At 70.9% G+C, this 13,803-nt stretch carries 14 protein-coding genes; 4 read left to right on the forward strand and 10 right to left on the reverse strand.

Annotated features, from left to right (window positions below; genetic code table 11):
- The 6 genes from AL2_RS25540 to nagA are packed head-to-tail and all read right to left on the reverse strand — an operon-like array spanning nt 1 to nt 3,909.
- Complete coding sequence (locus AL2_RS25540) at nt 1-273, reverse strand: HPr family phosphocarrier protein (RefSeq protein ID WP_067637769.1); 273 nt, start codon at nt 271-273, stop codon at nt 1-3.
- Nucleotides 274-284: 11 nt separating this feature from the next.
- The gene (locus AL2_RS25545; RefSeq protein WP_067637772.1) at nt 285-965 is read right to left on the reverse strand and encodes an HAD family hydrolase; all 681 of its coding nucleotides are present in this window, start codon (nt 963-965) and stop codon (nt 285-287) included.
- A gap of 16 nt (nt 966-981) precedes the next feature.
- Nucleotides 982-1,431, reverse strand: coding sequence for a PTS sugar transporter subunit IIA (locus AL2_RS25550; RefSeq protein ID WP_067637774.1), 450 nt, complete (start codon nt 1,429-1,431; stop codon nt 982-984).
- Nucleotides 1,432-1,448: 17 nt separating this feature from the next.
- A complete protein-coding gene (locus AL2_RS25555) occupies nt 1,449-1,682 on the reverse strand; it encodes a PTS sugar transporter subunit IIB (RefSeq protein ID WP_067637776.1) in 234 nt (77 codons plus the stop codon).
- Nucleotides 1,683-1,711: 29 nt separating this feature from the next.
- Nucleotides 1,712-2,752, reverse strand: a complete 1,041-nt coding sequence (locus AL2_RS25560; protein ID WP_083946893.1) for an SIS domain-containing protein — start codon at nt 2,750-2,752, stop codon at nt 1,712-1,714.
- Nucleotides 2,749-3,909 carry an N-acetylglucosamine-6-phosphate deacetylase gene (nagA, locus tag AL2_RS25565; RefSeq protein WP_067637778.1) on the reverse strand — a complete coding sequence of 387 codons (1,161 nt, stop codon included), beginning with the start codon at nt 3,907-3,909 and terminating at the stop codon, nt 2,749-2,751. Before nagA ends, AL2_RS25560 begins: the two co-directional genes overlap by 4 nt.
- Before the next feature lie 389 nt (nt 3,910-4,298).
- Here nagA and AL2_RS25570 point away from each other — a divergent pair, with 389 nt between their 5' ends.
- The 3 genes from AL2_RS25570 (at nt 4,299) to AL2_RS25580 (ending at nt 7,151) form a co-directional block, all read left to right on the forward strand.
- Nucleotides 4,299-5,039, forward strand: coding sequence for a GntR family transcriptional regulator (locus tag AL2_RS25570; RefSeq protein ID WP_067637780.1), 741 nt, complete (start codon nt 4,299-4,301; stop codon nt 5,037-5,039).
- A gap of 21 nt (nt 5,040-5,060) precedes the next feature.
- Nucleotides 5,061-6,431 (forward strand): PTS transporter subunit EIIC, encoded by a 1,371-nt coding sequence (locus AL2_RS25575; protein ID WP_067637782.1) that lies wholly within the window; start codon nt 5,061-5,063, stop codon nt 6,429-6,431.
- A 351-nt stretch (nt 6,432-6,782) separates the two neighbouring features.
- Entirely contained in the window at nt 6,783-7,151 is a 369-nt protein-coding gene (locus tag AL2_RS25580; protein WP_157438358.1) for an Rv3235 family protein, read from the forward strand.
- A 45-nt stretch (nt 7,152-7,196) separates the two neighbouring features.
- On the opposite strand, the gene secA is transcribed toward AL2_RS25580, so the two are convergent.
- On the reverse strand, nt 7,197-10,076 hold the full coding sequence (gene secA, locus AL2_RS25585; RefSeq protein WP_067637787.1) for a preprotein translocase subunit SecA: 2,880 nt from the start codon (nt 10,074-10,076) through the stop codon (nt 7,197-7,199).
- A gap of 185 nt (nt 10,077-10,261) precedes the next feature.
- Between secA and AL2_RS25590 the strand changes: the two genes are divergently transcribed.
- The gene (locus tag AL2_RS25590; RefSeq protein ID WP_067637789.1) at nt 10,262-10,597 is read left to right on the forward strand and encodes an HGxxPAAW family protein; all 336 of its coding nucleotides are present in this window, start codon (nt 10,262-10,264) and stop codon (nt 10,595-10,597) included.
- Between the two features lie 38 nt (nt 10,598-10,635).
- On the opposite strand, the gene AL2_RS25595 is transcribed toward AL2_RS25590, so the two are convergent.
- The 3 genes from AL2_RS25595 to hpf all read right to left on the reverse strand — a co-directional run bounded on the left by AL2_RS25595 (nt 10,636) and on the right by hpf (nt 13,727).
- A complete protein-coding gene (locus AL2_RS25595) occupies nt 10,636-11,916 on the reverse strand; it encodes a winged helix-turn-helix domain-containing protein (RefSeq protein ID WP_067637792.1) in 1,281 nt (426 codons plus the stop codon).
- 90 nt (nt 11,917-12,006) lie between these two features.
- Nucleotides 12,007-12,774 carry a response regulator gene (locus tag AL2_RS25600; RefSeq protein WP_067637794.1) on the reverse strand — a complete coding sequence of 256 codons (768 nt, stop codon included), beginning with the start codon at nt 12,772-12,774 and terminating at the stop codon, nt 12,007-12,009.
- A gap of 284 nt (nt 12,775-13,058) precedes the next feature.
- Complete coding sequence (gene hpf, locus AL2_RS25605) at nt 13,059-13,727, reverse strand: ribosome hibernation-promoting factor, HPF/YfiA family (RefSeq protein WP_067637797.1); 669 nt, start codon at nt 13,725-13,727, stop codon at nt 13,059-13,061.
- Between the last annotated feature and the right edge of the window lie 76 nt (nt 13,728-13,803).

Below are 13,803 nucleotides of genomic sequence, written 5' to 3' on the forward strand. Positions count from 1 at the left end.
TCAGGCTCCCTCGGGCTCCGGCGTGGACAGCAGCCTCTCCAGATCATCCAGCAGCGCGTCGGCGCCGTCACCGTCCGCGGACAGGATGACCTCCTCACCGTGCCGGGCGTCCAGCCCCAGCACCGCGAGGATGCTCTTGGCGTTCACCGGGTCGCTGCCGCGCCTGCCCACCGTCACGTCCATCGGGGCCTTGGCCGCGGTCTGGACGAACAGCGCGGCCGGCCGCGCATGGAGCCCGACCCGGGACTCGATCTTCACGTTCCGCTCGCTCACCGCACACACTCCTACTTGGTCAGGCCCAGGCTCGGCACGCGCAGCGCCGGGCCCGGGACGACGTCGACTTCCTGAAAATCGGCCACCACATGGTCGGCCCTGGCGAGCGCGACCGCCGGCTGCGTGGTGATGACGCCCACGCAGGTCATGCCCGCGGACTTCACGGCCGCCACGCCGGCGGGGGCGTCCTCGAACCCGATCGCCTCCGCCGGCGGGACGTCCAGGTCGCGGGCGGCGGCCAGGTAGCCCTCCGGATGCGGCTTGCCGGTGACGACGTCCCCGCCGGTCACCACGAGGTCGAGCAGGTCGCGGACGCCCAACTCGTCCAGCAGCCGCTCGGCGTACGGGCGCTGGCCCGAGGTCACCACCGCGAGCGGCACGCCCGCGCCGGCCAGCGACCGGACGAGGGCGACGGCGCCGGGGACGGGCACGGCCGCCGGCATCCCCGGCAGCGACTCGTAGGAGATCACCTGCTCGAACAGCTCCTCGACCGTCCGGCCGGGGAACAGGTGCGCGAGGTCCCGCAGCACCTCCGGCCCGCGCCGCCCCGCGAACGACGCGATCAGCGCGTCGTCGCGGGGCACGCCGTGGGCGTCGAACAGCCGGGACCACATCACGCGGTTGCGCGGTTCGGTGTCGATGAGGGTGCCGTCGAGGTCGAACACCGCCGCGCCGAGCCCGATCACCGCCATGCGATCAGCTCCGTGCTCAGTTCCATGTGAAGAGCTCGGCCCCCTTCGTCACCTCGCCCGACTCCAGCACGTCCGACAGGGCGTCGGCGTTCGCGTCCAGCGCGACGACCGCGCAGATCGGCGAGCGGCCGCCCGCCTCGATCACGGCGGGGTTCCAGCCGATGACCGGCTGGCCGGCGGCGACCTCGTCGCCCTCGGCGGCGAGGAGGTCGAACCCCTCGCCCTTCAGCTTGACGGTGTCGATGCCGAGGTGGACGAGGACGCCGTGGCCCTCCGCGTCCACCACCACGTAGGCGTGCGGATGCAGCTTGACGATCTTCCCGGTGACGGGGGCGATGGCGTGGCCGGGGCCGCGCTCGGGGTCGACCGCCGTGCCCGGACCCACCATGGCCTGGGCGAAGACCGGGTCCGGGACGCCGGCGAGGCCGACGACCCGGCCGGTGACGGGGGACAGTACTCGGGTCATTGGAGGGGCCTTCCGGGTCAGTCGAGGATGTCCTCGATGTCGGTGGCGATGGTGTCGGCCTCGGGACCCACCACGACCTGCACGACGGTCCCGCTGCGCATGACGCCGTGCGCGCCCGCCTTCTTCAGCGCCGCCTCGTCGACCTTGGCGGCGTCCTCGACCTCGGTGCGCAGCCGGGTCGCGCACGGCTCGATCTCGATGATGTTGTCGGCGCCGCCCAGCGCGGCGACGATGGCCTCGGCCTTGTCCATGTCTCTCTTCTCTCGCTCGGGGTGGGCTGTCAGTCGGTCTGGGTGACCTTGTTCAGGCCCCTGGGGACGTCGGGGTCGACGCCGAGCCTGCGGGCCAGATTCTCGACCATGATCTGGCCGGGGACGATGAGGCCGAGCGGCGCCAGCCACTCGGGCAGGGCCGGGCCGGGCAGCGCGGCCGAGCACGCGTCCGCCAGCTCGGCGCCGCCGCCGACGCCGTACGCGCGGGCGCCGGCGCCCTCGACCCGCCTGGCCAGCGCGACGGTCCCGGCCAGCGTCGGGCCGGAGTCGGCGGCGACCAGCAGCGCGGGGGTCTGCGCGTCCACGACGGCGATGGGGCCGTGCAGCAGGTCGGCGTACGACAGGCCCATGGCGTGCAGGTAGCACGCCTCCTTGATCTTCAGCGCCAGTTCCAGCGCGGTGCCGAACGCGATGCCGCGCCCGGACACGACCGCGCCCGGGACCTTCGCCAGCTCCTCGACGACCTCCGGCAGCGCCGGGGACTCCTCGGTCAGCGCGATGACGCGGGCGACCTCGTCGGGGACGCGGCGCAGGTCGTCCGCGACGACGTCGGCGCCGAGCCCGAGACCGACGACCGACAGCGCGGCGAGCTGCGTCGTGTACGTCTTGGTGGCGGGGACGGCGATCTCGTCGCCCGCGTCCGTGACCAGCGCGACCTCGGCGGCCTCGGCGAGCGGGGAGCCGGCACCGTTGGTGACCGCGACCGTCCGGGCGCCGCAGTCCTTCGCCCAGTCGAGGGTCTCGACGATCTCCTCGGTCTTGCCGGACTGGCTGATCGCCACGGCGAGCACGCCGTCCAGGTCCAGTCTGCGCTTGTAGGTCGTCGCGATGGACGGGGCGGCGAGGGTGGCCAGCCGGCCGGCGTGCGACTCCACCAGGTAACGCCCGTACACCGCGGCGTTGTCGGACGACCCGCGCGCTATGAACAGCACCTGCCGGGTCTCCCGCGCGAGCGCCGCGACGTCGGCGGTGCGCGGGAGAAGCGCGTCGATCGTCCGGCGCAGCGCGTCCGGCTGCTCACCGATCTCGGCGCGCATCTGACTGGTCATGATCCCCCTCCGAAGACTTTCTGCCCGTTGACCCACGTGGTACGCGCCCGGTGGTCCGGCCCCAGCCAGACGAGGTCGGCGGCGGCGCCGGGCGCGATCCGGCCGAGGTCGGAACGTCCGATGAGGTCGGCCGGAACCCGGGTCGCGGCGTCCACCGCGGCGGCCGGGTCGAGGCCGAGGCCGATCGCGTTGCCGACCGCCTCGTCCAGCCGCAGGCCGGAGCCCGCGATGGTGCCGTCGGCGCGCAGCGGCGGGCCCTCCGCGGGCATCGTGATGGGCTCGCCGCCGAGGTCGTAGACGCCGGGCGGCATCCCGGCGGACGCCGCGGCGTCGGTGACGAGCACGACCCGCCCCGGCGCGGCGCGGAACACCAGCCGCGCGACCTCGGCCGCGACGTGGTGCAGGTCGAGGATGAGGCCGGGGCTGAGCCGGTCGTCGATGAGCGCCTGCGCGGCGACGCCCGGATCGCGGTGGTGGACGCCGCTCTGCGCGTTGAAGATGTGCGTGACCATGCGGGCGCCGGCGTCGGCCGCGGCCCCGGTCTGCGCGGCGGTGGCGTCGCTGTGCCCGACGCTGACCAGGACGCCCGCCCCGGTGAGCGTGCGGATCGCGTCGAGCGCGCCGTTCCGTTCGGGCGCGAGGGTGACGAGCTTGACGAGGCCGGTCTCCAGCAGGGTGTCGATCGCGCCGGGCACCGGGTCGGTGAGGTACACGGCGTTGTGCGCGCCCTTGCGCTTCTCGGACAGGAACGGGCCCTCAAGGTGGACGCCGAGGACCCGCGTCCCGTCCGGCAGGCCGGGCAGGAGGTCGCGCGTGCTGCGCAGGGCCGCGGCCTGGGACTCGACCGGCGCGGTGATGAACGTGGGGAGGAACGCGGTCACGCCGGTCTCGGGGAGGCGGGAGACGACGGTCCGCCAGCCTTCCTCGCCGGCGTCGGCCATGTCGTATCCGAAGAAGCCGTTGACCTGGAGGTCGACGAGGCCGGGCGCGAGCAGGCCGGAGGGGAGGTCGACGTCGGGTTCCGCGGCGGGACGGCCCTCGCCGGCCTCAGCGATCACTCCATCCGCCAGCCGGACGTATCCCGGGGAGACGACGCGGGTAGAACTGCCCGCGGGGGTGATGATCATGCGGTCGGCCGTGATCAGGAGTGATGCCATGGGTGCGCGCTCTCTGTGACGCGATGATCGCGGGTCGTTTCCTCCGAGTTCAACTGGTCTAGTCCGGACTAGACCAGTACGCACCATACTCCACGAATCGGATGGAGAAGAAGATGCGAGGCGAAACTCGTCCGCGAGGCCGTCCTGACCTGCGAGTTCTCCGATCTTGACGTCGTGACGACGTGATCGGGTTGTTACAAATTCGTGCATTGACATGCCTTTCGGACCTGTGGTCTAGTCCGGCCTAGACCAGTACAAACCGAATTCATGCCGTCTGACCACCACCCCATCCACCCCGTCCACCCCGTCCACCGCATCCACCGCATCCACCGCATCCGTCGAAACCCGGCGAACCCCGTCGATCCGGCCCCCGGCCATCGAGGACCCCCGTGACCACCATCGATCCGCACAGCCCCGTACCGAAGTACTTCCAGCTCCGCGCGATCCTGCTCGACCTCATCGAGAGCGCGGAACTGCCCGTCGACGCCCCGATCCCCTCGGAGCGCGAGCTGTGCGTCCGGTACGAGCTGTCCCGCATGACCGTCCGGCAGGGCGTCGACCAGCTCGTCTCCGAGGGGCGGCTCTACCGCGTCCCGGGGAAGGGCACGTTCGTCGCCCGTCCCAAGATCGAGATGCCGCTGCGGCTCGTCTCGTTCACCGAGGACATGCTGGCCCGCGGGCTGCGGCCGGGCGCGATCGACCTCGACCGCCGGACCGTCCCGGCCGACGCGCGGCTCGCCCGGATCTTCGATGTCGAACCCGGCACCGAGATCCACGTCATCGAACGCCTCCGCACCGCCGACGGGGAGCCCATGGCCCTCGAACGAGCGCACATCCTGGCCGCCCTCGCCCCCGACCTGCTCGACCGCCGGCTCGCCGACCGCTCCCTGTACGGCGTCCTCGAAGCGGTGTACGGGCTGGTCTTCGACGCGGGCGACCAGACCATCGACGCCAGCCTGGCCGACGCCGCGGACGCCAGGCACCTGCAGATCGCCCGGGGCAGTGCCGTGCTGCTCCTGCAACGCCGCTCGTACACCGGAGGTGTGTGCGCCGAGCTGGGCGTGTCGACCTACAGGGCGGACCGCTACCAGATCCACACGGCCCTCGGAAACCCCCCGCCGCACTCCTAACCCCTGAGGAGGAACCTCGCGATGACTGCGACAACAGTGGACTCCGCACCGCGCCGAGGGTCGAGCGCCCTCGCGGTGCTGCAGCGGATCGGCCGCAGCCTGATGCTGCCGATCGCCGTGCTGCCCGCCGCCGCGCTGCTGCTGCGCTTCGGCCAGGCCGACATGCTCGGCGCGGACGGCCTCGGCTGGGACCGCGTCGCCGAGATCGTCGGTGAGGCCGGCAACGCGCTGTTCGCCGCCCTGCCGCTGCTCTTCGCCGTCGGCGTCGCGATCGGCTTCGCCAAGAAGTCCGACGGCTCCACGGCACTGGCCGCCGTGGTCGGCTACCTGGTCTTCGACCGGGTCTCCAAGATCATGTTCTCGCACTCCGACGAACTGCAGGGCAACGTCCTCATCACCAAGGTGGCGGACGGGGCACAGGCGCAGGTCATCGACTGGGGCGCCAAGAACCCGACGGACGTGCTCGGCGGCATCCTGATGGGCCTCATCGCCGCCCTGCTGTACCAGCGGTACTACCGGATCAAGCTGCCGACCTGGCTCGCGTTCTTCGGCGGCCGCCGGTTCGTCCCGATCATCACCGCCGTCGCCGGCCTGGCGCTCGGCATCGCCATCGGCTTCATCTGGCCGGTCTTCGGCAACTGGCTCACCGACTTCGGCGAGTGGATCACCGGGGCGGGCGCCGCCGGGGCCGGCATCTACGGCGTCATCAACCGCCTCCTGCTGCCCTTCGGCCTGCACCACATCCCGAACTCGCTCATCTGGTTCGTGTTCGGCACCTACAACGGCCCGGACGGCGCCGTCCACGGCGAGATCAACCGCTACCTGGCCGGCGACCCCCACGCGGGCGGCTTCCTCGCCGGGTTCTTCCCGGTCCTGATGTTCGGCCTGCCCGGCGCCGCCCTCGCCATCTGGCGCACCGCTCCCCCGCACCGGCGTGCCGCGGTCGGCGGCATCATGCTGTCCGCCGCGCTCACCGCGTTCGTCACCGGCGTCACCGAGCCGATCGAGTTCGCGTTCATGTTCGTCGCGCCCGTCCTGTACGGCGTGCACGTCGTCCTCACCGGCATCTCGATGGCGATCCTGGAGGCGGCCGGCGCGCAACTCGGCTTCGGCTTCTCCGCGGGCCTCATCGACCTGCTGCTGAACGCCCGCAAGGACAACACCGAGGGCATCTGGCTGATCCTCGGCATGGGCGTCCTGTACTTCTTCCTCTACTACTTCATCTTCAAGTTCATGATCACGAAGTTCAACTTCGCGACGCCGGGCCGGGAACCCGACGACGAGGAGTCGAGCGCCATCGACCCGGCCGTCGATCCCGACCTCGCCGGCGGCGAGAAGAAGAAGCGGGGCCGCAAGGGCACCGCCGAGCCCGAGGAGGCCCCGGCCGGCTGACCCGCTCCCCGGGGCGCCGCGAACCCCCTCGTTCGTCCGCGGCGCCCCGCCCAGGGCCGGCCGGACCACCGGCCCGGCTCCCACAGGTCCCGGACTCCCCGCACCCATCCGGGACCTGCTCCCAAGAAGGCGGCGGGACGCCCCCAGCGTCCCGCCGCCTTCTTGTGTTACAGGAGAGGCCGGAGGTGGCCAGGACGTATTTTCCGGCGCGCTTCCGACTCCTGTTCATAAACGAGTCGGGAGGTTCTCATGCGTCGACGTACGAGCACGGGCGCGGCGGTTCGCATCATCCGGTATCAGCCGGTGGGGGCCACGCAGGGTGCGTTGGCGCTTCGCCCCGCGGTGGCGCCGGTGCGGGGGCCCGGACTGCGGGTCGTGCGGCCCGGGGACGGGGTGGAGGCCGAGGTCCGGGCCGTCGCCGACGCTGCCGTGCGGCTCGTCGTGGAGGTGCTGGCGGGGACGCGGCCCGCGCATCAGCTGTCGCTGGTCGCCGTCCCGGCGGTGTGCCGCGCGGTGGCCCCGCACGGGGGCGCGGGATCGCGCGGCGGGCGGGTCGTCCCGCCGAAGGTGCTGTCCAGCAGGGTGCAGCGGCCGTCGCCGGCGGTCGCGGAGGCCGTCGCCGTGGTGGCCGTGTCCGGGCGCGTCCACGCGCTGGCGCTGCGGCTTGAGCACATGCGGGGACGGTGGCGGTGCACGGCGCTGGAGACGACCGCCCCCTGACACGCGGAAGCGGCCTCCCTCAGTGGGAGGCCGCTTCGCGCGGTGCTACTTGCTCTTGTTGCGCGGGTCGCCGTGGCAGCGCTTGAACTTCTTGCCCGAGCCGCAGGGGCACGGGTCGTTGCGGTTCACGCCCGCGTACTCGTCGCCGGTCTCCTCGCTGTGCAGCTCGACGCCGCCCTCACCGTCGACGGTCGGGGCCGAGTACTCCAGCTTCTTCGGACGGGACGGCTTCTCCAGCCCCTTCGCCTTGATCGAGGGGTGCTCGTCCGCCTCCGCCACGTCGGCGGCGGCGGCCTCCGCCTCGTCCTCGTCCGCGCCGGCCGCGGGGGCCGACTTGGCGACGGAGACGGGCGCGGCGCCGACGGTCGGAGCCTCCGGCTGGTCCTCGACCTCGACCTCGAGGTTGAACAGGTAGCCGACCGACTCCTCCTTGATGCCGTCGAGCATCGCGTTGAACATGTCGTAGCCCTCGCGCTGGTACTCCACCAGCGGGTCGCGCTGCGCCATGGCCCGCAGGCCGATGCCCTCCTGGAGGTAGTCCATCTCGTAGAGGTGCTCGCGCCACTTGCGGTCCAGCACCGAGAGGATGACGCGCCGCTCCAGCTCGCGCATGACCTCCGCGCCGAGCTCCTCCTCGCGCTTGGCGTAGGCGGCCTGGGCGTCCTCGCGGATCTTCTCGGCAAGGGTCTCGGCGTCCAGCCCGGAGATGTCGCCCTCGTCGCCCTCGGCCAGGTCCTCCGCGGAGATGGAGATCGGGTAGAGCTGCTTGAACGCCTTCCACAGCTTGTCGAGGTCCCAGTCCTCCGCGAAACCCTCGCCGGTGGCGCCCGCGACATAGCCCGCGACGACCTCGTCGATCATGCCGCGGATCTGCTCGTGCAGGTCCTCGCCCTCCAGCACCTTGCGGCGCTCGGCATAGATGACCTTGCGCTGCCGGTTCAGGACCTCGTCGTACTTCAAGACGTTCTTGCGCATCTCGAAGTTCTGCTGCTCGACCTGGCTCTGCGCCGACTTGATGGCGTTGCTGACGATCTTGGACTCGATGGGGGTGTCGTCCGGGATGTTCAGCCGGGTCATGATCGACTCGACGCGGGCCGAGTTGAACAGCCGCATCAGGTCGTCCTCCAGCGACAGGTAGAACCGGGACTCGCCCGGGTCGCCCTGCCGGCCGGACCGTCCGCGCAGCTGGTTGTCGATGCGCCGGGACTCGTGCCGCTCCGTCGCGAGGACGTACAGGCCGCCGGCGTCGACGACCTCCTCGTGCTCGCCCTTCACGGCCTCCTTGGCCTTCTCCAGCGCCTCCGGCCAGGCCGACTCGTACTCCTCGGGCGTCTCCAGCGGGTTCAGGCCGCGCTGGTGCAGCTCCAGGTCGGCGCGGAAGTCGGGGTTGCCGCCGAGCATGATGTCGGTGCCGCGGCCCGCCATGTTCGTCGCGACGGTGACGCCGCCCTTGCGGCCCGCCTCCGCGACGATCGCCGACTCCTGCTCGTGGTGCTTGGCGTTCAGCACCTGGTGCGGGACGCCGCGCCGCTTGAGCATCTTGCTCAGCTTCTCGGACTTCTCCACCGACGTGGTGCCGACCAGCACCGGCTGGCCCTTCTCGTGCCGCTCGGCGATGTCGTCGACAACGGCCTCGAACTTGGCCTGCTCGGTCTTGTAGACCACGTCCGCGACGTCGTCGCGGATCATCGGCTTGTTCGTCGGGATCGGCACGACGCCGATCTTGTAGGTCTTGTTGAACTCCGCCGCCTCGGTCTCGGCGGTGCCGGTCATGCCGGACAGCTTGTTGTAGAGGCGGAAGTAGTTCTGCAGGGTGATCGTGGCGAGCGTCTGGTTCTCGTCCTTGATCGCCACGCCCTCTTTGGCCTCGATGGACTGGTGCATGCCCTCGTTGTAGCGGCGGCCGTGCAGGATGCGGCCGGTGAACTCGTCCACGATCAGGACCTCGCCGTTCATGACGACGTAGTCCTTGTCGCGCTTGTAGAGCTCCTTGGCCTTCAGCGCGTTGTTGAGGAAGCTCACCAGCGGCGTGTTCACCGAGTCGTACAGGTTGTCGATGCCGAGCCAGTCCTCGACCTTCTCGACGCCGGACTCGGTGATGCCGACCGTGCGCTTCTTCTCGTTCACCTCGTAGTCGCCGGGGCCGTACTCGTCGACCTGGCCGGCGGTGCTGACGAGCTCGGCGCGCTTCAGCCGCGGGACGATCTTGGCGAACTCCGAGTACCACTTGGAGTTCTGCTCGGCCGGACCCGAGATGATCAGTGGGGTCCGGGCCTCGTCGATGAGGATGGAGTCGACCTCGTCCACGATCGCGAAGTTGTGGCCCCGCTGGACGCACTCCTCCAGGCTCCACGCCATGTTGTCGCGCAGGTAGTCGAAGCCGAACTCGTTGTTCGTCCCGTAGGTGATGTCGCAGTTGTAGGCCACGCGGCGCTCGTCCGGGGTCATCTGCGGGAGGATGACGCCGACCTCGAGACCGAGGAACTGGTGGACGCGCCCCATCCACTCGGCATCGCGCTTGGCCAGGTAGTCGTTCACCGTGACCACGTGGACGCCGCCGCCGGAGAGCGCGTTCAGGTAGGCGGGGAGCACACAGGTCAGGGTCTTGCCCTCACCCGTTTTCATCTCGGCGATGTTCCCGAGGTGCAGCGCCGCGCCGCCCATGAGCTGGACGTCGTAGTGGCGCTGGCCGAGGACGCGCTTGGCGGCTTCGCGTGCGGTCGCGAAAGCCTCCGGGAGCAGGTCGTCCAGGGACTCGCCGTCGGCGATTCGTTCCCGGTACTTGTCGGTCAGCTCGCGCAACTCGGCGTCGCTCATCTCGAGGAAGTCATCCTCGATCGAGTTGACCTGATCCGCGAGCTTCTTGAGCTTGCGCAGGGTTCGTCCCTCGCCCGCACGAAGGATCTTGTCGATGACTGGCGGCACTCTCGAAGGCTCCTTGCAGATCGTGGTTCACCGCTCAAGGCGGCACGCACACCACACGTACGATGCCCATCGTAGGCGAGACCCAGAATGGTCTAGGTCACTCCGCAGCGCAATCCACAGCGCGTTCCGTTTGACTTTCCGGGTCCCGGAGAGGATCTCTCACACCGCACAGGAGGGGAGGCGCAATGTCCGAAGGGTCAGGTTCGCACGCCGGCCAGCTCAGTTCGTGGATCGCCGTCACCATCATCTTCGCCGGCTTCGTCGTCGGCGGCGTCGCACTCTGCCTCGGCCCGTTGTGGATCATGTTCTGGGTCGGCGCCGGCATCGTGGTCGCCGGTTTCATCGTCAGCTGGATGGTCCACCTGTTCGCCGACGTCGTCGTGGACGCGCCCCGCGTCATCCCCGAGATCGTCGACTACTCCCTGTTCGGCTCGCGCTCCGCCAAGCGCCGCGGCGGCGACCAGGGCGAGGTCATCAACACCCCGGTCTCGACCGACACCGAGCAGACCCCGCACGGCTGACCCGTCCCCCACCTGAGGCCGGCCCACGGCGAGAGTGTTCAGGACGGTTCGGCGGCCTTCAGGGCGGTGTCGATCAAGGCGGGAGGCAACGGGGTGCGTTCCACGCGGACGTCGTCGCAGCCGACCCACGCGGCGGCGCGCCAGAGGGCCGCGGCGAGCGCCGCCGCCGACGTCTCCGTGCGGGCGGCGGTGCGGGTCGCCCAGGGCTCCAGGGACGCCTGCCGGGCGATGAGGGTGCGGCCCTCGCGGGCCGGGTCGACGCGTCCGATGAGGCGGCCGCCGGCGAGGAGCGGCATCGCGAAATATCCGTGGACGCGCTTGCCCTTCGGGACGTACGCCTCCAGGCGGTGGTCGAAGCCGAAGACACGGGACGTGCGGGCGCGGTCCCAGACCAGGGAGTCGAAAGGCGACAGGAGCGTGGTGGCGTGCCTGCCCCTGGGCGGGGCGGAGAGCGCGCCAGGGTCGGCCCAGGCGCGCTGCGGCCATCCGGCGACCCTGGCGGGGACGAGGCCGGCCGCCCCGGCCACGCGGTCGACCTGGTCCTGCCTGAGCCGGTAGTAGTCGGCGAGGTCGCCGCGTGTCGCCACGCCCAGCGCGCGTCCGGCGCGGGCGACGAGCGCGGTCAGGCAGGCGTCGTCGTCCAGGTCCCGCGTGAGCAGCCCGGACGGGACGGCGCGCTCGGCGAGATCGTAGACGCGGCGCCAGCCGACCCGCTCCACGCAGACGACCTCGCCGACGTCCAGCAGCCACTCGATGCCGATCTTGTGGTCGCTCCAGTCCCACCATTCGGCGCTCGCCTTGGCGCCGCCGAGCTCCTTGGTGGTGAGCGGGCCGTCCGCCTTCAGGCGGGCCCGGATCTGGTCGCAGACGCCCTCCGGCACCTTGTGCCACCGCCACCCGCGCCGCAGGTACGCGCGGCGCCGGAACGCGAACAGCGGCCAGTCGGCCATGGGGATCACCGACGCCGCGTGCGCCCAGTACTCGAACGCGGCGATGCCGTCCGTGTCCGATGCGCGGGCTGCGCCGCCGTGCCCGGCGGATGCGCCGTTCCGGTGGGCGCCGGCGGAGCCGCCCCAGTAGGCGGCCTCGATCGCGCTGCGCTTCACCGGCCCCAGGCGGGCGTAGGGGACGAGTTCATGGGAGCGCGCCAGGACCGAGATCGTGTCGAGCTGGACGGCTCCCAGCCGTTCCAGCATCGCCGGGACCCCGCCCTTCGGGCGCGCGCCCAGGAAGCCCTGGGCGCGCAGCTGGAGCCGCCGCGCCTCGTCCGCGCCGAGTTCGACTTCGCCTGACGTCCCTGTTCCGGATGCTGCTGCCACGTCGGCGATGCTACGACACAACACCGACAAAAGCGGATTACCGGTCTCACCCCGGCCCCCGTCCGTCCGCCGGACGGGAGTCGGGGGCGGTCACGTGATCTCTAGGAGCTTCTCGCGGACGGCGTAGACGACGGCCTCCATCCGGGAGTGGAGCTGGAGCTTCTCCAGGATGTTGCGGACGTGGTTCTTCACCGTGTTCTCGGAGATGAACAGCTCGCGGGCGATCTCCCGGTTGCCGAGGCCGCGGGCGACGAGGCGCAGCACCTCCATCTCGCGCTCGGTGAGGCGGGGCGCGGGGACCTGCTGGGTGCGCTCCTCGCTGCTCTTGGCCAGCGCGGCGAACTCGGTGATGAGCTTGGACGCCATCGACGGGCTGATCAGCGACTGGCCGCCGTGCACCGCGCGGACCGCCTGCGGCACCTCGTCGATGGAGATCTCCTTGAGCAGGTAGCCGCTGGCACCCGCCTTGATCGCCTCGAAGAGGTCCTCCTCCTCGTCGCTGATGGTCAGCATGACGATCTTGGCGCTGGGCGCGGCGTCCTTGATGGCGGTGCACGCCTCGATGCCGCTGCGGCGCGGCATCCGGATGTCCATCAGGACGATGTCGGGCAGCAGGTCGCCCGCCATCTCGACGGCCTCGTGCCCGTCGCCGCCCTCACCGATGACCTCGATGTCGTCCTCGCCCTGCAGGACCATCTCCAGGCCCCTGCGGAACAGCGCATGGTCGTCGACGATGAGCACGCGGATGGGGTCGGCCGTGTCGGCCGGCCGCGCCGCGTCCCGGTCGGCGGGGGCGGCGTCGGCGCCGGTCGGACGGGGTACCGCCGCGGCGTCGCGAGTCTCGGGATTCTCGCTCACCAGAGTCGCGGCGTGGAGGAGAACGCCGCTTCCCCCCTTCACTATTCAGCGATCTGGAACTACCGGAGGGTTGTCGTCCATCGGTCGTCCTCGGGAACTTACGGGGTCCGCGGACGATCCCGGTGGATTTCGGACCGGGGTGTCTTCCCGGTCAACCGCCGCGCGCCCCGGGAAGGTTCCCGGGACGCGCCGCGTCCGTGGATCGGCTGATGCGCCTTTTCAGATCATGACATGGTTCCAGCGGTGACGTGACGCGTCCGCCGCATCACCGAGGGCGGAAGTGGTCATTCTTCGACAAGCCTGATGACTCCGTAGTCCCAGCCTCTTCTCCGGTATACGACCGAGGGGTGCCCGGTGGCCTTGTCGCGGTACAGGAAAAAGTCGTGGCCGACGAGCTCCATCTCGAAAAGGGCCTGCTCGATGCCCATCGGCTCGGCCTTGTGGAATTTCTCGCGGACGACGATGGGGCCGTCGCCGTCCATGGGGATCGGCACGAGGTTCTCGTCCCGGGTGACGGCCTCGTGCTCGGGCTGCGCCGGGGCGGCCTCAACGGGTTCGGGGACGGGTTCGGGCAGCGCCTCGGGGAGCGTTTCCATCGTCGCGAGCTTGGCGCGGCCCTTGCCGTGCGCCTTGCCGTGGTTCTTCAGGCCGTGGCCCTTGCGCCGCTCGGAGTCGCGGCGCAGCCGTGACTCCAGCTTGTCGAGGGCGAGATCGAGGGCGCCGTAGCGGTCGTCGGCGGCGGCCTCGGCCCGGATCACCGGGCCCCGGGAGCGGATCGTGAGCTCCACCCGTTCGCGCTGGTCGGCCTGCCGTGGGTTTCGTTCCTCGGACACCTCCACATCCACGCGGATGACCTTCTGGTCGAGCCGTTCGATCTTGGCCAGTTTGTTGTCGACGTGCCGACGGAACCTGTCGTTGACCTCGGTGTGCCGGCCCCTCACGGTGATGTTCACGCGGGACCCCCCTTCTCCCGGTTGCGCTTGTCGCCCTGCCCGGGACCCCTGCCGGTCCCGGACGGACACCACAGGA

This window comes from Actinomadura latina NBRC 106108, from assembly GCF_001552195.1.
Lineage (GTDB): Bacteria > Actinomycetota > Actinomycetes > Streptosporangiales > Streptosporangiaceae > Spirillospora > Spirillospora latina.